Consider the following 22,165-nt stretch of genomic DNA (forward strand, 5'->3'; position numbering starts at 1 on the left):
CGAGGTCAGCGGCGATGGGCGAGGCGGGAGCCCGGGTGACCGACACCCCGCCCCCGACCAGGGATTCTAATGATCGAAGCCAATCTCACCTCGCCTCACGAATGCCATATCAAATCGATGGGTAATGACGGCAAGAATGCCGATACGGATCTTTAATGTTCACCGCAATCCATGGCAAGGCCCGTTCCACATCGTGGGATGCGCGGCGAGTTGATCTCTGCTACCAGGAGGTTCTCGATCAGCAGAAAACAGTTTGGAAATAAACCCGCAAATGAACTGGCAACTCACCGTGGCACGATCTGGCGACAGCGTCGGCTCACCGGCCGACATTTTGCCTGGTGACCCCGAGGGCATATCCGGTAGCCTTGGTAGGAAATCTTCACTGCGGCGGCTCCGACGGTTGGATTTAACCGGGATGTAACTGAGCCACACTAGATTGTGACTCAGCGCGACATTGACTGCCGCAAATCAGAACCGCGCTCGCTGGCGTTCGGCCGGCAGATCCCCCCGTCACCACGCGATCCTTCGCGACCGAAGTGGGAGCCCGATGAGTAGCGCACCGTACACGCGTGACCTGATCCTGGTCGTCAATCCTGTCGGCGTCCTGGAACCCGGCCCACGGATCACGGCCGCCACCACCGCCGGTGGTGGGCGCGGCATCATCGACCTGGCCGCCGGCGACGACTGGTCGTTACGGGCACTTACCCGGGCGGCGAACTGGTCGGCCGACCCGATCGGCATCCGGGTGCCCGCCGGCTGCCGGGCCACCCCCGCCGACGTGGCACGCGCCGCGGCCGGCCGGGTGGATCTGGTCGTGGTCGAGCCGGCGAGCCCGTGGCCGCTTGCCGAGATCACCGGGCACCACCGGGTGCTCGTGGAGGTCACCAGCCGGGCCGAGGCGCACGCCGCAGCGGCGGCCGGGGCACACGGGCTGATCGCCCGGGGAATGGAGGCCGGCGGCCGGGTCGGCGAGCTCAGCTCGTTCGTCCTGCTCCAGCAGCTCGTCGCCGACGACACCCTCGACCTGCCGGTCTGGGTGGCCGGCGGGATCGGCCCGCGGACCGCCGGCGCCTGCCTGGTCGGCGGCGCGGCCGGCGTCGTCCTGGACACCCAGCTCGCCCTGATGCCCGAGTCGGAACTCCCGGCCGACGTCCAGGCCGTGATCCGGCGGATGGACGGCTCGGAAACCGTGCTGCGCGACGGGGTCCGGGGCATCCGCCGGGGCGGGCCGCACCAGGCCGACGCCGAACTGCTCCCCGTCGGCCAGGACGGCTGGCTGGCCGCCGCCTTCGCCGACCGCTGGCCGGACACCGCCGCCGCCGTACGCGGCATGCGCGCGGCGATGCTCGACGCCGTCGACGGCCCGGACGCCGCCGACCTGCTCCAACCCGGTGCGCCCCTGGCCGAGGCCCTCGGGGTGCGGGTGCCCGTCGCCCAGGGCCCGATGACCCGGGTCAGCGACGAGGCCGCCTTCGCCGCCGCCGTCGCCGACGGCGGCGCGCTGCCGTTCATCGCGCTCGCCCTCAACTCCGCCGACCAGTGCCGCCGGATGCTCACCGAGACCGCCGCCCAGCTCGGTGACCGCCCGTGGGGCGTCGGGGTGCTCGGTTTCGCCCCCGAGGAGCTGCGCGCCGCCCAACTGGCGGTCATCCAGGAGATCCGGCCCGCCTGCGCGATCATCGCCGGTGGCCGCCCACCGCAGGCCCGCGCCCTGGAGGAGCAGGGGATCAGCACCTTCCTGCACGTGCCCTCCCCCGGCCTGCTGCGCCAGTTCCTGCGCTCCGGCGCCCGTAAGTTCATCTTCGAGGGCGCCGAGTGCGGCGGGCACGTCGGACCCCGGGCGAGCTTCCCGCTGTGGGAGGCCCAGCTCGCGGTGCTCGACGAGCACCTCGACACCGACCCGGCCGCCGGCGCCCAGCTCCAGGTCTTCTTCGCCGGTGGGGTGCACGACGCCCGGTCGGCCGCGATGGTCGCCACGATGGCCGCGCCGCTGGCCCGCCGGGGCGCCCGGGTCGGCGTCCTGATGGGCACCGCCTACCTGTTCACCGCCGAGGCCGTGACCCACGGCGCGGTCCAGCCGTTGTTCCAGCGTGAGGCGCTCACCGCCGAGCACACCGCGCTGCTGGAGACCGCCCCCGGGCACGCCACCCGCTGCCTGCACACCCCGTTCGTCGACGACTTCCACCAGTTGCGCAACCAACTGGAGGGCGCCGGGGCAGAGAACCGCGAAGTGTGGGAACAGTTGGAGCTGCTCAACGTCGGCCGGCTGCGGATCGCCAGCAAGGGCCTGCGCCGCTCCGGCGACGTCGTCGAGTCCGTCGACGAGAGCGTCCAGGCCAGCGACGGCCTGTTCATGGCCGGCCAGGTCGCCGTACTGCGCAACACCGCCACCACCGTCGCCGCGCTGCACGACGAGGTGACCACCGAGGTACGCGGCTTCCACGCCGACCGGCTCGACGCGCTGCGGGCCCGGCTCACGCCGCCGACCGCCGACCTCGACGAGTCGCCCGCCCCGCTGGACATCGCCATCGTCGGGATGGCCTGCATGCTGCCCGGCTCCCCCGACCTGGACAGCTTCTGGCGTACCGTGCTCAGCGGTGTCGACACCGTCACCGAGGTGCCGGCCGACCGCTGGGACACCGACCACTACTACGCCCCCGAGGTCGGTCCGGGGCAGACCGGCCGGATCAGCGTCTCCAAGTGGGGCGGGTTCATCGACCCGGTGCCCTTCGACGCCATCGGCTACGGCATTCCGCCGGCCGCGCTGAGCAGCATCGACCCGACCCAACTGCTCGCCCTGGAGGTCTCCCACCGGGCGCTGGTCGACGCCGGTTACGCCTACGACGCCCCCGGCGCGGACCACGCCCGCACCGGCGTGGTCTTCGGCGCGGAGGCCGGCAGCGACATGGGACACGCGCAGACCCTGCGCACCATGCTCCCGGCGTACCTCGGTGAGGTGCCCGAGCAGATGCAGGAGCTGCTGCCCACGGTCACCGAGGACAGCTTCCCCGGCGTGCTGGCCAACGTGATCGCCGGCCGGGTCGCCAACCGGCTCGACCTGGGCGGGCCCAACTACACCATCGACGCGGCCTGCGCCTCGTCCCTGGCCGCGATGGACGCCGCGTGCAAGGAACTGGTCGCCGGGGACAGCGACCTGATGATCTGCGGCGGAGCCGACCTGCACAACGGGGTCAACGACTACCTGATGTTCACCTCGGCGCACGCGCTGTCCCCCACCGGCCGGTCGCGCCCCTTCGACAGCACCGGTGACGGGATCGCCCTCGGCGAGGGCGTCGCCTGCGTCGTACTCAAACGGCTGGCCGACGCCGAACGCGACGGCGACCGGATCTACGGCGTGATCAAGGGGCTCGGCGGGGCCAGCGACGGGCGGGCCCTCGGCCTGACCGCGCCGCGCCCCGACGGGCAGCGCCGGGCCCTGGACCGGGCCTACCACCGCACCGGCATCTCCCCCCGGGAGGTCGGGCTGGTCGAGGCGCACGGCACCGGCACGGTGGTCGGCGACCGCACCGAACTGGAGACGCTGACCCGGATGTTCGTCGAGTCCGGCGCCGAACCGGGCAGCTGCGCGCTCGGCTCGGTGAAGTCCCAGATCGGGCACACCAAGTGCGCCGCCGGCCTGGCTGGGCTGATCAAGGCGACGCTCGCCCTCTACCACGGCGTCCGGCCCCCCACCATCCATCTGGAACGACCCAACCCGGCCTGGCACCCGCAGCAGAGCCCGTTCGCGTTCTTCACCGAGGCCCGCCCGTGGCCGGTGCCGGCCGCCGAGCGGATCGCCGGGGTCAGCGCCTTCGGCTTCGGCGGCACCAACTTCCACGTCGTGCTCAGCGCCTACCCCAACGCGGCGGAACCCCGGCACGCGCAACGGATCTGGCCGGCGGAGCTGTTCTGCTTCCGGGGCACCGACCGGGCCGCCGCCCACCAGGGCGTCCGGCAGCTGCTGGAGAGCCTGGCCGCCGACGGGACCGGCAACCGGTCGGGTCGGCTGGCCGAGCTGGCCGCGTCGGTCGCCGCCAAGGCCGCCAACCGGCCCGGGACGACCCAGGTCGCGGTGGTCGCCCGCGACCTGGCCGAACTGGAGACCCTGCTGCACCGGGCGCTGGCCGGCGAACACGACCCGGTCCGGGGCCTGGTCCAGCCGACCGGGGTCGACCCGGTCGGGCCCGGTCAGCTGGCGTTCCTCTTCCCCGGCCAGGGCAGCCAGCGCCCCGGCGCGCTGGCCGAACTCTTCGTCGCCTTCCCCGAGCTGCGGCACTACCTCGAACTCGACCCGGCCGCCGCGGAGCTGCTCTTCCCGCCGGCCGCCTTCGACCAGGACTCCCGCCGCGCCCAGGACGACCGGGTACGCGACACCCGGACCGCCCAACCGGTGCTCGGCATCGGCGGTCTGGCCATGGACCACCTGCTGCGCAGGCTCGGGGTCCGCCCCGACATGACCGCCGGCCACAGCTACGGCGAACTCGTCGGCCTCTGCGTCGCCGGGGCGTTCGACGCGGCCACCCTGCTCGACCTGAGCCGGGAACGGGCGGCGGCCATCCTCGGCGCGTGCGGTGAGGACCCGGGCACCATGGCGGCCGTCACCGCCACCGCCGACCAGGTCGCCCAGGTGCTCGCCGGGGCCGGCCTGACCAGCGAGGTGGTGCTGGCCAACCGGAACGCGCCGCAGCAGGTGGTGGTCTCCGGCCCGACGGCGAAGGTACGGGCGGCGGTGGTCGCGCTCAAGGAGGCCGGCCTGTCGGCCCGGACCATCCCGGTGGCCTGTGCCTTCCACAGCCCGGTGGTCGCCGGGGCGGTGGAGACCTTCGCCGAGGTGCTCGCCGCCCGGCCGATCGCCGAGCCCCGGATCCCGGTCTGGTCGAACCTGACCGCCGCCCCGTACTCCGGTGACGCCGGCCAGGTCCGGCACCACCTCGCCGAGCAGATCGGCGCACCGGTGCGCTTCGTCGAGCAGGTCGAGGCGATGTACGCCGCCGGCGCCCGCCTCTTCGTCGAGGTCGGCCCCGGTCAGGTGCTCAGCCGGCTGGTGCAGGCGGTCCTCGGCGACCGGCCGCACCGGACCGTCGCCTGTGAACGCGGTCCGTCCGACGGGCTACGCGGATTCCTGATCTCGGTGGCCGAACTCGCCTGCGCCGGCGCACCGGTCCGCCCCGACTGGCTCTTCCACGGGCGGGTCGCGGACGACACCACCACCACCGCTCCGAGTCGTCGTCCGCTGTGGACGGTCGACGGTCAACTCGTCCGGGACCAGCACGGCAACTGTCTTCCCGGTGGCATGACCCCACCCCGACGGATCAAGGAGTTGTCGATGACCCCCGCCAACGGCACCGCCACCACCCCCGGCACCGCCACCGGCACCGTCCGCGCCCCCGAACCGGTGACCGTCCGCGAAGTCCGGACCGTCACCGTCCCCGAGCCGGCGGCCGTCCGGGACATCCGGGGCGAGCTGCTCAGCGAATACCTGCGCACCACCCGGGAAATGATCGCCACCCAACGCGACGTGATGCTCGCCTTCCTCGGCGACTCCGGTGACGGCGGCGGTCGGGTGGGCGGGCAGCCCACCGAGACGTACCGGGTCGAGCAGTACCCGGCGCTGCCGGCCGGCCCGGCCCCGACGCCCACCCCGGCCCCGGTGCCCGCCCCGGCGGCGACGCCCGTGGCGACGCCCCGACCCTCGGTGACGCCGGCGGTGGCTCCGCCTCCCACCCCGACCCCCCGGGCCGTGGCGGCTCCGGCAGCGATGCCCGCCGTGGCGGCGTCGAACGGCGGCACGGCGCTGGCCACCGCGCCGGTGATCGAAAGGCCCGCGCCGGTCACCCCGGACCTCGTGCCCTCCTTCCCCACGGTCGGTGGTGTCGTCCCGGCTGCCGCCCCGGCGGGCGTGGTCGTGGCTCCGGCCGGGCCGGGCATCGCCGAGTTCCAGCAGGCGATCCTGGCGGTGATCAGCGAGCGCACCGGCTACCCCGTCGACCTCATCGAACTCGACCTCGACCTCGAAGCCGACCTCTCCATCGACTCCATCAAACGCGCCGAAGTCGCCGGCGAGGTCGCCCAACGCCTCTCCCTCAGCGTCGAAGGCGACGAGAGCGAACTCGAAGACCTCGTCAAGGCCCGCACCGTCCGCGCCATGGTCACCTGGCTCGACGAGAAGATGAGCGGCACGGTCACCGCCACCGCCACCCTGACCGCCGCGCTGCCCTCCGGCGACCAGGTCGGCGTGACCGCAGCGGACTTCCAGCAGGCGATCCTGGCGGTGATCAGCGAGCGCACCGGCTACCCCGTCGACCTCATCGAGCCCGACCTCGACCTCGAAGCCGACCTGTCCATCGACTCCATCAAACGCGCCGAAGTCGCCGGCGAGGTCGCCCAACGCCTCTCCCTCAGCGTCGAAGGCGACGAGAGCGAACTCGAAGACCTCGTCAAGGCCCGCACCGTCCGCGCCATGGTCACCTGGCTCGACCAGAAGATGAGCGGCACCATCCACGTCTCGTCCACCACGACCGGCCCGCTGGCGGCCACCCCCGCCGGGGCGCTCCCCGCCGCCCCGGTGGCGCTGCCCGCCGCCGCCCCGGCCGGGCCGGTCGCGCCCGCCGGTGCCAGCCTCGCGGACTTCCAGCAGGCGATCCTCACCGTCATCAGCGAGCGCACCGGCTACCCCGTCGACCTCATCGAACTCGACCTCGACCTCGAAGCCGACCTCTCCATCGACTCCATCAAACGCGCCGAAGTCGCCGGCGAGGTCGCCCAACGCCTCTCCCTCGCCGTCGAAGGCGACGAGAGCGAACTCGAAGACCTCGTCAAGGCCCGCACCGTCCGCGCCATGGTCACCTGGCTCGACCACAAGATGAGCGCCACCGTCACCGTCACCCCGACGGTCGCCGCCGCACCGCCCGCCCCGGCGACCGTCGCCGCACCGGCCGCCGTCGCCGCCCCGCCCGCCGCACCGCCCGCGCCGACCGAGGTCGGGGTGGGGATCGCACCGAAGCGACTGGTCGCCCGGGAGAGCACCCAGGCCGGCCAGCAGCTCGACCCCGCCACCACGCTCACCGGAATGCGCTTCCTGATCACCGGGGGCGGCCCGGTCGGGGCGTACCTGGCCGAACTGCTCGGGGCCCACGGTGCCGGCGGCCAGCTGGGAGTGCTCGACAGCGAGCAGGCCGACCAGGGGTTCGACGGGGTGCTGGTGCTCGACGGGTTGACCAACCTCGACGAGCCGCTGCTGCCCGACGTGTTCCCGCTGTTGCAGCGGGCCCTGGCCGCCGGGCCGCGCTGGCTGCTCGCCGCCGGGGCACAGGACGTCACCGGCGCGGCCGACGGCATGCCCGGCCTGTTCCGCACGATCGCCCGGGAGTACCCGGGGCTGACCGCCCGCTTCGTGGCGGTCGACCCGGCCGCGTCGCCGGAGGTCCTCGCCCGGCAACTCCTCGACGAACTGCTCACCGCCTCCGACGCCCCGGTGGTCGCCCGACGCGGCACCGACCGGTACGTCGCCGACCTGGTCCCGGTCGAACTGGGCGCGCTGGCCGCCGGGGGTGCCGGACCGGCCGGTGACGGGGTCTCCGAGGCGGCCGCGATCGGCCTGGAACGCGACTCGGTGGTGGTGCTGATCGGTGGGGCGCGGGGCATCACCCCGTGGTTCGCCCGGGCGCTCGCCTCCGCCACCGGCTGCCGCATCGAACTGGTCGGCCGTACCCCGTTGCCGACCGGACCCCAGGACCCGGAGCTGGCCGCCGCCACCGACCGCGCCGCGCTCGTCGGTGTGCTGGCCCGGCGCGGGTCGTCCTCGCCGGCCGAGATCTCCCGCACCGCGCAGGCGATCCTGGCGGCCCGGGAGGTGACCGCGACCATCGCCGAGCTGACCGAGCTGGGCGGTGAGGTCCGCTACCACGCCCTGGACGTCCGGGACGCGGCGGCGACCAGCTCGCTGCTGGCCGGCATCCACGCCGAGTACGGCCGCCTCGACGGCGTGGTCTACGCCGCCGGGATCATCGAGGACAAGCTGATCGCCGAGAAGGACCCGGCGTCGTTCACCCGGGTCTTCGACACCAAGGTCGACGGGGCGCGGGGCCTGCTGGCCGGCCTCGACGCGTTGCCCACCGCGCCGCGGTTCCTGGTCTTCTTCGGCAGCATCGCCGCCGCCTACGGCAACCGGGGCCAGGCCGACTACGCGGCGGCCAACGACGCGCTGGACGCCATCGGCACCCGGTACGCCGCCCGGACCGGGGTGCGCTGCGTGACCGTCCACTGGGGTCCGTGGGCCCCGGGCGTCGGCCACGGCGGCATGGTCACCGCCGAACTGAGCCGGGAGTACGCCCGGCGCGGCATCGGCCTGATCGACCCGGAGGAGGGCGCGCTGGCCCTGCTGCGCGAGCTGGCCTGGGCCGACCCGTCGGTCACCTCGGTCGTCTACACCGCCTCCGGGTGGTGAGGGTGTCGATGCCTCGTCCCGCCCCCACCCGCCCCATCCGTCGGAGGAACCGATGAACAACGGCGCCGCTGCGCCCGGCCAGATCGCGATCGTCGGGATGGCCGCCCTGATGCCCTCCGCCGGTGACCTGGAAAGCTACTGGCGCAACCTGATCGGCGGGGTCGACGCGATCACCGACGTCCCCGCGCACCGTTGGGACGAGGAGTTCTACGACCCGGAGCAGTCCCACCGGGCCGACCGGATGTACTGCCGGCGCGGCGGGTTCGTCGACGAGTACGCCACCTTCGAGCCGCTGCGGTTCGGAGTGATGCCGGCCTCCGTCGGCGACATCGAGCCGGACCAGCTGATCACGCTGGAGGTGGCCGCCGCGGCGATCGACGACGCGGGCGGCGGCGACCGGCTCCCGGCCCGCGACCGGATCGGCGTGATCCTCGGCCGGGGTGGCATCCTCAGCCCCGCCCAGGCCCGCTACGCCCAGCGGGTGCGGATGTCCAGCCAGGTCGTCAGCATCCTGCGGGAGCTGATCCCCGATGTCGACCCGGCCCGGTTGGAGCTGCTGCGCAAGAAGTTCGACGAGCGGCTCGGGCCGTACCAGCCGGAGGGGACGATCGGTCTGGTGCCCAACCTGGCCGCCTCCCGGGTGGCCAACCGGCTCGACCTGCGCGGCCCGGCGTACACCATCGACGCCGCCTGCGCCTCGTCGCTGATCGCCGTCGACCAGGGCATCACCGAGCTGGTCAACGGTCGGCTCGACGCGGTGCTCGCCGGTGGCGTGCACCACGTCCACGACATCAGCTTCTGGTCGGTGTTCAACCAGCTCCGGGCGTTGTCCCGGCAGGGGGAGATCCGGCCGTTCGACGCCGCCGCCGACGGCCTGCTGATCGGCGAGGGCACCGGTGTGGTGGTGCTCAAGCGGTACGCCGACGCGGTGCGCGACGGCGACCGGGTCTACGCGGTGATCCGGGGCAGCGGGGTGTCCAGCGACGGCAAGTCGGCGAGCATGTTCAACCCGGCGGTCTCCGGTCAGGTGCTGGCGATCCGCCGGGCCTGGGAGGCCGCCGGGCTCGACCCGACCGCCCCCGACGCGTTGGGGCTGCTGGAGGCGCACGGCACCGGCACCCCGACCGGGGACGCCGCCGAGCTGACCACGGTGGCGGAGGTGTTCGGCCCGTACACCGGTGGGCCGCGTCCGGTGATCGGCTCGGTGAAGTCGATGATCGGGCACACCATGCCGGCCGCCGGGGTGGCCGGCCTGATCAAGGCCGCGCTCGCCGTGCACCGGGGGGTGCTGCCGCCCACCCTGCACTGCGAGACGCCGCGCAAGGAGATGGCGGCGACCCGGTTCGCGCCGATCGACACCGCCCGGCCGTGGGAGAGCGACGGGCCGCGCCGGGCCGGCGTCAACGCGTTCGGGTTCGGTGGGATCAACGCCCACCTGATCATCGAGCAGGCCCCGGTGTCGGTGGGCGAGCCGGTGGTGGGGCTGACCGCCCCGGCCGCCGGCCGGGCCGTCGTCGACGAGCCGGACCAGGTGCTCTGGCTGGCCGCGTCGGACCCGGCCGGGCTCGCCGACCTGCTGGACCGCGACGACCAGGAGGTACGCCGGATCGGCGTCGAGCTGGCCGCCCGCTCCGGCGGGGAGGCCCCGCCGCAGACCCGGCTGGGCATCGTCAACCCGACGGACAAGCTGCTCGCGGTGGCCCGCAAGACGGTTGCCCGGGGGCAGGCGTGGCGGGGCGGGCGGGACATCTGGTTCAGTCCCCGGCCGCTGCTCGGCCCGGGGGCGGGCAAGCTCGCCTTCGTCTTCCCCGGCCTGGAGGCGGAGTTCGCCCCCCGCACCGCCGACCTGGCCGCCCACTTCGGCCTGCCGGACCGCGAGTGGTCCGCCGCCGACCTGGGCCGGCACGGCGCCGGCCTGATCGAGGTGGGCAAGCTGCTCGACGACGCCCTGGCCCGGATGAGCGTACGACCCGACGCGGTCGCCGGGCACAGCATCGGCGAGTGGACCGCCGCCGCGGTCAGCGGCCAGATCAGCACCGCCGCGATGGACGAGTTCCTCGACCTGTTCAACGCCGACTCGGTGGAGGTCTCCGGCTACGTCTTCGCCGCCGTCGGGGCCGGCGCGGACCGGGTCGCCCCGCTGCTCGGCGACTACCCGGGGGTGGTCCTGTCGCACGACAACGCTCCGGCGCAGTCGGTGGTCAACGGGCCGGAGCCGCAGGTCGACCGGCTCGTCGAGGCGCTGCGTACCCGCAACATCCTGTGCCAGAAGCTGCCGTTCCGGTCGGCGTTCCACACCCCCGCCTTCGCCGACGGGCTCACCTCGATCGGTGCCGCCCTGGGCCGCTGGGAGGTGCACCCGACCCGGATGCCGGTCTGGTCGGCGACCCTGCACGCGCCGTTCCCCGCCGACGAGGAGGAGGTCAACCGGATCTTCGTCCGGCACATGATGGAGCCGGTCTGGTTCCGGCAGACCGTGGAGGCGATGTACGCCGCCGGGTTCCGGGTGTTCCTCCAGGTCGGCGCGGGGCAGCTCGCCTCGCTGATCGGGGACAACCTGCGCGGGCGCGACCATCTGGCGATGCCGGTGAACACCGCGCACCGCAGCGGGTTGAACCAGCTGCGCCGGGTCGCCACCGCCCTGTGGGTGGAGGGGGCCTCCCCGGATCTGGGCGCGCTGACCCCGGCCGATCGGACGGCGGCCACGACGCAGCGCCGTACCCCGGATGCGGCCGGCACCGACGGCCCGGCGAAGCCCGGGGTGGGCACCGGCCGACGCGGTCCCCGGATGAAGCTCGACCTCGGCGGGCCGCTGGTCCGCCTCGGCGCGGACGCCGCCGGCCTGCTCGGCGTGACCGCGTCGCAGGACGCTCCGCTGTCCACCCCGGGCAACGGAAACGGCGCGGCCCGGCCGGCCGTGGTGCCCGCCACGGTCACCCGGCCGACCGCCGTGCCCGCTGCGGTCACCCGGCCGACCACAATCACCCCGCCGGCTGCCGTGCCCGCTGCGGTCGCCCGACCCGCCGCCGCACCGCCGCCGGTCACCGCACCGCCGCCGGCCGTGGCACCGACGGCCGCACCGGTCCCGGTCGCCCGGGTGGCCGGACAGCCGGCCGCCGCCACGCCGGCCGGTGCTCCGGCCGCCGCGCTGGACGCGCTGCACCGGCTCTCCGGCGGTTCCAGCGCCGCCGCCGAACTCGCCGCCCTGCTGCGGGAGAACACCCGGGGCACGGCCGACGCCCCGACGGCCACCGGTGGCAACGGCACCGCGACGTCGGCCCGACCCGCGACCGCCCCCACCGGGCGGCCACCCACCACGCCGACCGGGATGCCGCCCACCACGCCGATGGCGAAGACGCCCACCGTGCCGACGGCGCAGACCGCCACCGTGCCGACCGGCAACCGGCCGGTGACGCCGGCCGCCCCGGTCCGCCCGGCGACCGTCGCAGCGGTCGGCGCGGAGATCGGTCGGATCACCCGGCGGATCTCCCTGGAAACCATGCCCTACCTGCTGGACCACTGCTTCTTCGTGCAGCCCGACGACTGGCCGGACCCGGAGGACCGGTGGCCGGTGGTGCCGGCGACCGCCCTGGTCGCGCACATGATGGAGGCCGTGGAGCAGCTGGTGCCCGGCGTCCCGGTGGTGGCGGTGCACGACGCCAAGTTCAACCGGTGGCTGATCGCCGAACCGGCCACCGACGTGGAGATCGTGGTCCGCGCGGCCGGCCCGAACCGGTACGCGGTCGCCTTCGCCGGGTACGCCCGGGCGACCATCGAGGTCGGCACGGCGTACCCGACGCCGCCGCCGGTCTGGACCCACGACCCGGCCACCGAACGCCCGCCCACCCTCGGCGCCGCCGAGATGTACGCGGAGCGGCTCATGTTCCACGGCCCGCAGTTCCAGGGCGTGACCGAGGTGCACGCGCTCGGCGACATGCACGTACGCGGCATCGTCACCGCACCGGTGCCCCCGGGTGCGCTGCTGGACAACGCCCTGCAGCTCATCGGCAACTGGCTGATCACCACCCAGCCGTTCCGGACCGTCGCGCTGCCGGTCGGTCTCGGCCAGGTGCGGTTCTACGGTCCGCCACCGCCGGCCGGCCGGGCGTTCGAGTGCGTCGCCCGGGTCCGCGTCATCGACGACGGCAAGCTCGTCGCCGACACCCAGCTCAGTTACCAGGGCCGGGTGTGGTCGGAGATCGAGGGGGCGGTGGACCGGCGGTTCGACAGCCACCCGCAGGCCCGGGTCGCGGAACGGTTCCCCGAGCGGCACCCGATGTCGCTGTTGCAGCCCGAGGGCTGGACGATGGCCTTCGACTGCTGGACCGACCTGGTCACCCGGGGCATGGCCGCCCGGGGCATCCTCGGCGGGGCCGCCTACGCCGAGTACGAGCGGCACCCGGCCAAGACCCGCAAGCAGTGGATGCTGGGTCGGATCGCGGCCAAGGACGCGGTGCGGGCCCGGCTCTGGGAGGACGGCCACACCGACATCTACCCGATCGAGCTGACCGTCGGCAACGACCCCGACGGCCGGCCGTGGGTGCGTGGGCGGCCCGGCCGGGGCCTCGGCGACTGTGACGTCTCGCTGGCGCACTGCGCGGAGATCGGGGTGGCGATCGCCCGCCGCCGGGCACCCGACGCGGTGCCCGGGTCCCCCGGCGTCGGCATCGACGTCGCGGAGGTCACCGAGCACCCGGAGAGCACCTTCACCTTCGCCCTCACCCCGGCCGAGCTGACCCTGCTGACCTCCCTCGCCGGCACGGACGTCGAGGCCCGGCGGTTGTGGTTCACCCGGTTCTGGGCGGCCAAGGAGGCGGTCGCCAAGGCCGAGGGCACCGGGCTGGACGGCTCGCCGCGCCGGTTCCGGGTCTACTCGGCCACCGACGTCGGGATGACCGTCCAGATCGGCGGACGGGCCTACCGGGTCGGTCACCGGGACGTGGCCAACCCCGAGGACCTCCCGCCGCGCCGTTACGTCGTGGCCTGGACCTGGGGGCCGGAGCCGGCACCCGCCACCCCGCCCGGGGTGTCCCGGCCGTGACCCGGCACCCGGTGCGCAGCACCGCCCAACCCATCCGATCAGCAGAAGGAGCAACGATCATGCCCGCGGCCCAGGACACCATCCTCGCCGAGCTCACCGAGATGATCGACGCCGTACTGGGCGACTTCGCCGACGACCAGGTGGTCACCATGGACACCACGTTCTCCGGTGACCTGGGGATGGAGAGCATCGACGTGGTCGCGCTCGCCGGTCGGCTCCAGTCCCGCTACGGCGACACGGTGAACTTCGCCCACTTCGTCGCCAAGCTGGACCTGGAGACCGTCCGGGAGTTGAAGGTCGGCCAGCTCGTCACGCACATCGCCGAGTCGCTGGGGCAGGCCGACGAGGTCGGGGCGGGCAGCCGGTGACCATGGTCCGGGCGAACGGGATCACCCTGCACACGCAGCGGCTCGATCCCCCCGGTCCGGCCGTCGACGGCCGGACCGGGCCGACGCCGACCGCCGTGCTGATCCACGGGATGGCCTCGGACACCATGGCGAGCTGGTACTTCACCCTGGCCGAGCCGCTGTCCCGGGCCGGCTTCCCGACCGTCCTGTACGACCTGCGCGGCCACGGGCGCAGCGAGCGCCCCGCCACCGGGTACGCCCTGGACGACTTCGTCGACGACCTGGCGGAGCTGCTGGCCGCCCTGGACGTCACCGGGCCGCTGCTGTTGCTGGGCAACTCGTTCGGCGGGACCATCGCGTTCGGGTACGCCGCCCGGCACCCCGAACGGGTGGCCGGCATCGTGACCGTGGAGTCCGCGCCACCGGTCCCGGAGTGGATGCGCCGGGTCCGTGAGCGGCTGGCCCGGGTCGCCGACCGGCTGCCCCGGGCCGGGGCGGTCACCGAGATCGGAGCCCGGCGGGGCCGGGTCGCCGCCCAACGGGCCGCCGAGACGCACCGGATGCTCACCGACACCAGTCTGGCGCAGGAGTTGCCGGCGAGCCCGCTGCCGACGGCCGGGGCGCTGGCCGCGATCGACTGCCCGGTGCTCTGCCTCTACGGCGGCGACTCGGCGGTGGTGGAGCTGGCCCCGACGGTACGCGGGCTGCTGCCGCAGACCCGGGTCGTGGTGCTGCCCGACCAGCGGCACACGGTGCTGATCGACCGGCCGGAGGAGGTGCGCCGGCAGGTCTTCGCCTGGCTCGCCGAGGACTGCTCACTCGACGTGGCCCAACCCACCACAGCATGACGACGCGACACGCAGGAGGAGTACCGATGGACACCCCGATCACCGGCCGGTCGATCATCATCAGCAACGGTCGGTGCGGCTCCACGCTGCTGTCCGACCTGATCCACGAGGAGCCGGACACCCTGTCGGCCCAGGAGTTCTTCATGTCGGTCGCGCCGTGGGCGCGCAGTGCCGAGGTGCTCACCGGCGCCGAATACTGGGCGGTGCTGGCCAGCCCCAAGGCGGAGCTGTCCACGCTGTTCCGGATCGGCCTGCCGCCGAAGGAGGTCCGTTACCCGGCCACGGGCCGGTGGGCCGACCGGCTCACCGAGCTGCCCCGCATCCTGGCGATCACGCTGTCGAAGCTGACCCCCGACCCCGATGCGCTGTTCGACCAGCTCGCCGAGCGGGTGCCGCAGTTCCGCACCCAGACGGTGGCCCAGCACCACCACGACTTCCTGGATCTGCTCGCCGTGCTGACCGGCAAGACCCGGTGGGTGGAACGCTCCGGCGGCTCCAGCCACGTGGCGCCGTACCTGCTGCGGGGGTTCCCGGACTGCAAGGTCGTCTACCTGACCCGCAGCTGGGAGGACACCGCCCGGTCGATGAGCCGGCACTCGTCGTTCCAGCTCATCCAGTTGCGGGTGGAGTTCCTCGGCCGGTGCGGTCTGGACCCGTTCCGGGTCGGCGCGGACCAGGCGGTGCCGGAGGACCTCCAGCCGTACCTGCCGGACCGGTTGACCGCCGACGCGCTGCGCGAGCGGGGCCAGGACCTGCGCCGTTACCTCGGGTTGTGCGCCTTCATGAGCAGCCAGGCCGACCAGGCGCTGCGGGACGTGCCCCCGGCGCACCTGCTGCGGATGTCCTACGAGGACCTGGTCGCCGACCCGGTGGCCGAGCTGACCGGTCTCGGCCGGTTCCTGGACTTCCCCGACCCGTCCGGGTGGGCCGAGCGGATGGCGTCGCGGGTCGTCGCCCCGGCGCCCCGGAAGCTGCCCGCCGCCGTCTAGGCGGTCCCTGTGTGTCCCTGCCCGCTACCGGGTCCGGTCCGCCGGGCCCGGGAACGGGTGTCCACCTTCCTTCGAAAGAGAGATTGTTGGTGAATCCACTCCGGTTCTCCGCACGGCGGTTGTCGACCGCCGTCGCCGTACTCGGACTCGGGTCGGTGTTGGCGGTTCCCTCGGCGGCGCTCGGTGCGCCACTCGACGCCGCCGACCCCGGCAGCGCGGCCAGCGCGGCCGGCGCGCAGCAGAGCAGCCCGCAACTGCTCGCCAAGGCTCAGCCGGACGAGTGCTTCGCCGGGATCGGGCTGCCGTACCCGGCCGGGCCGCCGTGCGCCGAGGGCAAGACCAAGGTCAACCAGGCGTACCTGTGGGGGATGACCCGGGTCGGCAAGATGCTGTGGTTCGGCACCGGAGCGAACGTCAACTGCCTGACCAGCGGACGGGCCCTGCGCAACACCACCCCGACGGTCAACGACGACTGGGTCTGCGAGTACGGCGAGAGCCAGGTCGCCAAGCGCAACCCGCAGTTGCCGCCGATCCTCGGTGACCACCGTCAGCCGCGCCTGTACACCTATGACACCCGCGCCAACAAGCTGACCGAGAAGACCGACCTGGTGAAGGCGGCCTCCACCGAGGACTCGAACCGGTTGCAGACCACCGCGGGCATCCGGGCGGCCGGCAGCTTCAACGGGGTGGCCCTGCTGGGCGGCCCGGCGCTGGGCACCAGCGTCAACCTGTTCGCGTTCGACACCGACACCGGCGCGTTCCTCGGCTCCCGCAACTTCCCCATGTACGGCAACATCCGGCACTTCACGGTGGCCGGTGACGCCCTGTACGCCGGGGTGGGTGTCGGGGCCAACGGGGGTGAGCGCGGCAACGTGCTGCGCTGGACGGGCAGCAAGTCCGACCCGTTCGCGTTCACGGTGGTGGCGAACCTGCCGGCGCAGGCCGCCGACCTCACCGTCCACCAGGGGCGGCTGTTCGTCACCACCTGGCCGGGCTCCGACGCCGAGCTGGCCGGCCCGACGGCTGGTTCGGCCGCCCCGCCGCCGAGCATCGCCGCGGTCTGGATGAGCCCGCTGCTGGCCTCGGGCGCCCCGGGGCTCAACCCGGAGGACGCCGACGGCTGGCAGCAGGTGTGGAACGTGTCGGAGTACGAGCCGGACCCGGTGGTGGCCCGCGCGTACGCCCTGGGTGGCCTGGCCTCCTACGGCGGTTTCCTGTACTGGGGCACGATGCACGTGCCGATGAAGGCGACCACGGTGCACATGTCGACCTACCCGCCGGTGGACGAGGCGGCGGCGCAGGCCACCATCCAGAACACCCAGCGGTCGATCAGCATCTACCGGGGCCGCAACTTCGGCTCCCACTTCGAGAAGGTCGAGCTGCTGTACGGCGCGACCGAGCTGCCCGCGTTCGACCCGGCGGCCAACAACGGGGTCGGGGCGTGGGCGTTGCAGCCGACGCACCAGACGCCGAAGTTCGGCCCGCCCGGTTTCGGTAACCCGTACAACAACTACACCTGGAAGATGGTGGTGGCCGGCGGGAAGCTGTACGTCGGCACGATGGACTGGAGCTACCTGGCCAAGGAGCTGGGCAAGGAGACCGCCGCCGAGTTGGGCCTGTCACCGGCGTTGGCCGACGACCTGGCCCGGGCGCCGATGGACGCGGCCGGGATGCGCTCCAGTGCCCTGCCGGAGGCGGTCTACGGCGGTGACCTGTACGCCTTCTCGTCGCCGACGAAGCCGGCGACGACGGTGGACAACACCGGGTTGGGCAACTACCTGAACTACGGCATCCGCAACATGGTCGCCGACGGTCCCACCCTCTATCTGGGGATGGCGAACCCGATGAACCTGCGGGCGGACCCGACCGACGACGTCCCCGAGGGTGGTTGGGAACTGCTCCGGCTCCGGGGCTACTGAGCTGAGGCGTCGGCCCGGTGACCGCGTCGTCGCCGGGCCGGCGGCCTCCGCCGTCCCTTGCCCAATCCTGGCGCGTCCCTGACGTTGCTCGAACATTCCCGGGCGAAAGTATTGATATGATGCCTTTTACCGTTTTTCGCCCTGAAGTCGGGCAGCACTCCGCCCGGCCGGGCCGGTCGGCTCGTCGGCTCGTGGGGGCGCTCGCCCTGCTCGTCGCGCTGACCGCCCCCGCCGGATGCAGCCCCCGCCGCGAGGACGCCACGCCCACCGGCGGCACCACCCCGCCCGCCAGCGCCGCACCCTCCGCCGACGCCCGGCCGGACGTCGCCGTCGGCAGCTCCACGCACACCATCACCGTGGACGGGCGGGAACGCAGCTACCGGCTCTACCGGCCCGCCTCGGCCGACCTCAGCGGGCCGGTCCCGCTGGTGGTGATGCTGCACGGCGCGGCCGGCACCGGCGAGCAGGCCGAGCAGGCGTACGGCTGGACGGCCCAGGCCGACCGGGACGGCTTCCTGGTGCTGTTCCCGGACGGGCTGAACCGGGCCTGGGCCATCGGTCCACAGTGCTGCGGCGCACCCGCCCGGGAGGGCGTCGACGACGTCGGCTTCATCACCGAACTGGTCACCACCGTCGGCCGGGAGCTGCCGGTCGACCCGGCCCGCCGCTACGTCACCGGGATCTCCAACGGCGGGCTGCTGGCGTACAAGCTGGTCTGCGACACCACGACGTTCGCCGCGATCGGCGCGGTGGCCAGCACCCTCACCGGGCAGTGCGCCGATCCGAAACCGGTCTCGGTGCTGCACATCCACGGCCGCCAGGACCAGACCATGCCGTACGCCGGTGGCCCCGGCCGCCGGGACAACGGCGGCACCGGCCGCAACCCGGTCAAGATCGACGGTCCGCCCACCACCGAACTGGCCGCCCGCTGGCGCTCCGTCGACTCCTGTGGCGCACCGAAGGTGACCACCGACGGGCCGGTCACCCGCACGACGGCGAACTGCGCCCAGGGCCGCGCCGTCGAGCTGATCACCGTCGCCGACGCGGGACACCAGTGGCCCGGCGGACGGCCCAACCCGCCCCGGGCGGAGAAACTGCTCGACCTCGATCCCCCCTCCACCGCGCTGAACGCCACCGACACCATCTGGCGGTTCTTCGCCGCGCACCCCCAGCCCTCCGGCGGCTGACGGCACCACCACCGGCCCCGGCTGCTGACGGCACCACCCGCCGGCCGGGGTCGGTACCCGCACCCCACAGGACAGGAGTTGAGATGCCCAGCAGAGACGGGCCGGCAGTGGTCGAGGTCGACGACCTCGTCAAGCGTTATCCCCGCGCGGACACCAACGCGGTGGACGGGCTGTCGTTCACCGTCGCGCCGGGCGAGATCTTCGGGCTGTTCGGGCCGAACGGGGCCGGCAAGTCCACCACCGTCGGCATCCTGACCACCCGGCTGCGGGCCACCGGCGGCCGGGTGGTGGTCGGTGGGGTCGACGTGGGCCGGGACCCGGCCGCCGCCCGCGCCCAGCTGGCCGTGGTGCCGCAGCACAACAACCTGGACCGGGCCCTGACCCCCCGGCAGAACCTGGTCTACCACGCCACCTACCACGGGGTACGACGTCGGGAGGCGCAGGCCCGCGCCGCGGAGTTGCTGGAGCGGTTCGGTCTCACCGAACGGGCCGACCGGCGGATCGAGGCGTACTCGGGCGGGATGGCGCAGCGGTTGATGATCGCCCGGGCGCTGACCCACGAGCCGACGGTGCTCTTCCTCGACGAGCCGACCAACGCCCTCGACCCGCAGACCCGCCTGTTGATCTGGGGGCAGCTGCGCGAGCTGCGGGCCCGCGGGGTGGCGATCGTGCTGACCACCCACGCGATGAACGAGGCGGCCCGGGTGGTCGACCGGGTCGGCATCGTCGACCACGGCCGGCTGCTCACCCTCGACACCCCCACCAACCTGGTCCGGGGCCTGGCCGGGGACGCGCTGCTCGACCTCACGGTCACCCCGGCCGGCGGGGACGACCCGGACGCGCTCTGCGCCGCCCTGGGCGAGCTGACCGGCGTACGCAAGGCGGAACGGCTGGCGACGCCGACCGGCCCGCCCGGCGGGCGACCGGGCGGGCTGGCCGGTGTCGGTGCGGGTGGTGCCGCGATGTTGGCCGCGCTCGCCGCCGGTGGTGGTGGGCGGCCCGGTGGCGGCCGGTTGGCCGCCCTGGCCGGGGCGGGTCTGCTGGGGCGCGGCGGCGGCGCTGCGGGCAACGGCGGCCGGGGCCGGCTGCGCATCCGCCTGCACCTGGCCGGCGATGCCGCCACCCTGCTCGGCCCGGCGGTGGCCGCGCTGGCCGCCCGGTCGGCGGCGGTCAACGCGGTCGACATCAGCGAACCCAGCCTGGAGGACGTCTTCATCGAACTCACCGGAAGGCAACCGAGGTGACCGCTCTCGACACCCCGACCCCACTGCGCCCGGCCACCCAGCCGCGCTCCCGCCCCGGCACCGGGCGGGTGTTCGCCGCGGTGCTGCGCCGCGACCTGATGGTCACCGGCCGGGAACTGTGGGTCATCCTGGTGCAGGTCGGGTTGACGCCGCTGTTCATGCTCTTCGTCTTCGACACCGTCCTGGGCAGCCAGGGCCTCGTCGGGCGCGGCTTCGCCGACGTCTTCCTGCCCGGCATCATCGCGCTGGCCGCTCTCACCACCGCGTTGCAGAGCGTGGCCCTGCCGCTGGTGAAGGAGTTCGGCTTCACCATGGAGATCGAGGACCGGTTGATGGCGCCGCTGCCGACCGGGTACGTCGCGATCGGCAAGCTGGTGATCGCCACCATCCGGGGGCTGCTCGCGGCCGTGCTGATCTATCCGCTCGGGGCGCTGATGGTCGGTTCCGCGCCGTGGCGGCCGGCGGGGCTGCCGCTGGCGTTCGTGGTGGCGCTGCTCGGGGCGTGGATCGGCGGGGCGATCGGGATGAGCCTGGCCACCACCCTGCCGGTGCAGCGGATCAACGTGACCTTCTCGGTGATCCTCACCCCGATCATCTGGACCGGCTGCATCCACTACCCGTGGCCCCGGCTGTCGTCGGTGCCCTGGTACCAGGTGGTCACCGCGCTCAACCCGATGACGTACGTCTCGGAGGGGGTGCGCGGGGCGTTGCTGCCCGGCGTGCCGCACCTGCCGGGGTGGGTGTGCCTGACCGTGCTGACCGGGGTGGCCGTCGTGCTGACCTGGGTCAGTGTCCGCTGCTTCAACCGTCGGGCGATCCAGTGACCAGCCGCGCCCGGCACCGCACCCGCACCACGCCCGTTCCCGACAGGTCGAGGAGTTGCCATGGTTGACCCCACCATCGCCGAATCCGACGCGGCGCTCGCCCGCCGGCTCGCCGTCCTCGCCGGTGAACTGCTGCTCCGGGTACGTGCCACCCACGGTCACGCCGATCCCGCCGCGTTGAAGGCCGCCGGTGACCGGGCGTCGCACGACTTCCTCCGGGCCGAGCTGGCCCGGTGGCGGCCCGCCGACGCGGTGTTGTCCGAGGAGGACGAGGGCTCGCGGCTGGTCGACGGCGGGGACCCGGTGTCCCGCCGGACCGCCGACCGGGTGTGGATCGTCGACCCGTTGGACGGCACCCGGGAGTTCTCCGAGCCGGGGCGTGCCGACTGGGCGGTGCACGTGGCGCTCTGGGCCCGCGACGCGGCCACCCCGCACGGGTTGGTCGCCGGGGCGGTCGGGTTGCCGGCGCAGAGTCGGGTGCTGGCCACCGACGATCCCACCGCACCGCCGCCCCCGCCTGGCGGGGTGATCCGGCTCGCGGCCAGCCGCAGCCGTCCCCCCGCGTTCCTGGCCGCGCTGGCCGAGGAGGTCGGCGCGGAACTGGTGCCGATGGGTTCGGCGGGGGCGAAGATCGCGGCGGTGGTGACCGGTGAGGTGGACGCCTACATCCACGCCGGCGGCCAGTACGAGTGGGACTCCGCCGCACCGGTGGCGGTGGCCACGGCCGCCGGGTTGCACGCGTCCCGCATCGACGGTTCCCCGCTGACCTACAACGAGGCGGACCCCCGGCTGCCCGACCTGCTGGTCTGTCGCGACGAGCTGGCCGGGCCGCTGCTGGCCGCGCTGCGACGGCAGCTGGCCGGCACGGCGGTCCCGTCCGGTTCCCCCGTCCCCCACCCCGGAAAGGACCCGAGATGAGCAGCGGATCGGCTGCGTACCAGGTCTCCCAGCTCGACGAACTGGAGGCGGAGAGCATCTTCGTGATGCGTGAGGTGGTCGCCGAGATGGAGCGGCCGGTGCTGCTCTTCTCCGGTGGCAAGGACTCGATCGTGATGCTGCGCCTGGCGCAGAAGGCGTTCGCCCCGGCCGGCATCCCGTTTCCGGTGATGCACGTCGACACCGGGCACAACTTCCCCGAGGTGCTCGACTACCGCGACCAGCGGGTGACCGAGTTGGGTCTGCACCTCATCGTGGCGAGTGTCCCGGAGGCGCTCACCCGGGGCCTGGTCCGCGAGTCCGGTGACGGGATGCGGAACCGGATCCAGACGCCGGTGTTGTTGGACGCGGTGGAGAAGCACCGGTTCGACGCGTTGTTCGGTG

At 73.6% G+C, this 22,165-nt stretch carries 11 protein-coding genes; all 11 read left to right on the plus strand.

What is annotated here, in order from left to right; all coding sequences use genetic code 11:
* Nucleotides 1-547: 547 nt before the first annotated feature.
* Nucleotides 548-8,446, plus strand: coding sequence for an SDR family NAD(P)-dependent oxidoreductase (locus tag AB0K25_RS23960; protein ID WP_363822787.1), 7,899 nt, complete (start codon nt 548-550; stop codon nt 8,444-8,446).
* 52 nt (nt 8,447-8,498) lie between these two features.
* On the plus strand, nt 8,499-13,487 hold the full coding sequence (locus AB0K25_RS23965) for a type I polyketide synthase (RefSeq protein ID WP_219462962.1): 4,989 nt from the start codon (nt 8,499-8,501) through the stop codon (nt 13,485-13,487).
* Between the two features lie 59 nt (nt 13,488-13,546).
* The gene (locus AB0K25_RS23970) at nt 13,547-13,855 is read left to right on the plus strand and encodes an acyl carrier protein (RefSeq protein WP_208566792.1); all 309 of its coding nucleotides are present in this window, start codon (nt 13,547-13,549) and stop codon (nt 13,853-13,855) included.
* Between the two features lie 2 nt (nt 13,856-13,857).
* Entirely contained in the window at nt 13,858-14,682 is an 825-nt protein-coding gene (locus AB0K25_RS23975) for an alpha/beta hydrolase (RefSeq protein WP_255598285.1), read from the plus strand.
* 26 nt (nt 14,683-14,708) lie between these two features.
* The gene (locus AB0K25_RS23980; RefSeq protein ID WP_219462966.1) at nt 14,709-15,671 is read left to right on the plus strand and encodes a sulfotransferase domain-containing protein; all 963 of its coding nucleotides are present in this window, start codon (nt 14,709-14,711) and stop codon (nt 15,669-15,671) included.
* A gap of 89 nt (nt 15,672-15,760) precedes the next feature.
* Nucleotides 15,761-17,590: a hypothetical protein gene (locus tag AB0K25_RS23985; RefSeq protein ID WP_357534466.1), complete on the plus strand. Its 1,830-nt coding sequence runs from the start codon at nt 15,761-15,763 to the stop codon at nt 17,588-17,590.
* Nucleotides 17,591-17,781: 191 nt separating this feature from the next.
* A complete protein-coding gene (locus tag AB0K25_RS23990) occupies nt 17,782-18,777 on the plus strand; it encodes a PHB depolymerase family esterase (RefSeq protein ID WP_357534233.1) in 996 nt (331 codons plus the stop codon).
* 83 nt (nt 18,778-18,860) lie between these two features.
* Complete coding sequence (locus tag AB0K25_RS23995; protein ID WP_219462968.1) at nt 18,861-20,021, plus strand: ABC transporter ATP-binding protein; 1,161 nt, start codon at nt 18,861-18,863, stop codon at nt 20,019-20,021.
* Nucleotides 20,018-20,845 (plus strand): ABC transporter permease, encoded by an 828-nt coding sequence (locus AB0K25_RS24000; RefSeq protein ID WP_363822793.1) that lies wholly within the window; start codon nt 20,018-20,020, stop codon nt 20,843-20,845. The genes AB0K25_RS23995 and AB0K25_RS24000 overlap by 4 nt, the downstream gene beginning before the upstream one ends.
* A gap of 60 nt (nt 20,846-20,905) precedes the next feature.
* Nucleotides 20,906-21,763: a 3'(2'),5'-bisphosphate nucleotidase CysQ gene (locus AB0K25_RS24005; protein ID WP_219462970.1), complete on the plus strand. Its 858-nt coding sequence runs from the start codon at nt 20,906-20,908 to the stop codon at nt 21,761-21,763.
* Nucleotides 21,760-22,165 (plus strand): phosphoadenosine phosphosulfate reductase family protein (locus tag AB0K25_RS24010; RefSeq protein ID WP_363822800.1); only part of this gene is annotated, 406 nt, incomplete at its 3' end. The genes AB0K25_RS24005 and AB0K25_RS24010, both read left to right, overlap by 4 nt.

Origin of the sequence: Micromonospora sp. NPDC049257, assembly GCF_040678915.1 — a bacterium.
In the GTDB taxonomy this organism is placed as follows: Bacteria; Actinomycetota; Actinomycetes; order Mycobacteriales; family Micromonosporaceae; genus Micromonospora; species Micromonospora antibiotica.

Bases quoted from the DNA above. Each gene is read 5' to 3' on its own strand.
- AB0K25_RS23980 (WP_219462966.1), top strand. From the start codon at position 14,709: ATGGACACCCCGATCACCGGCCGGTCGATCATCATCAGCAACGGTCGG.
- AB0K25_RS23960 (WP_363822787.1), top strand. From the start codon at position 548: ATGAGTAGCGCACCGTACACGCGTGACCTGATCCTGGTCGTCAATCCT.
- AB0K25_RS23995 (WP_219462968.1), top strand. From the start codon at position 18,861: ATGCCCAGCAGAGACGGGCCGGCAGTGGTCGAGGTCGACGACCTCGTC.
- AB0K25_RS23970 (WP_208566792.1), top strand. From the start codon at position 13,547: ATGCCCGCGGCCCAGGACACCATCCTCGCCGAGCTCACCGAGATGATC.
- AB0K25_RS23965 (WP_219462962.1), top strand. From the start codon at position 8,499: ATGAACAACGGCGCCGCTGCGCCCGGCCAGATCGCGATCGTCGGGATG.
- AB0K25_RS23975 (WP_255598285.1), top strand. From the start codon at position 13,858: ATGGTCCGGGCGAACGGGATCACCCTGCACACGCAGCGGCTCGATCCC.
- AB0K25_RS24005 (WP_219462970.1), top strand. From the start codon at position 20,906: ATGGTTGACCCCACCATCGCCGAATCCGACGCGGCGCTCGCCCGCCGG.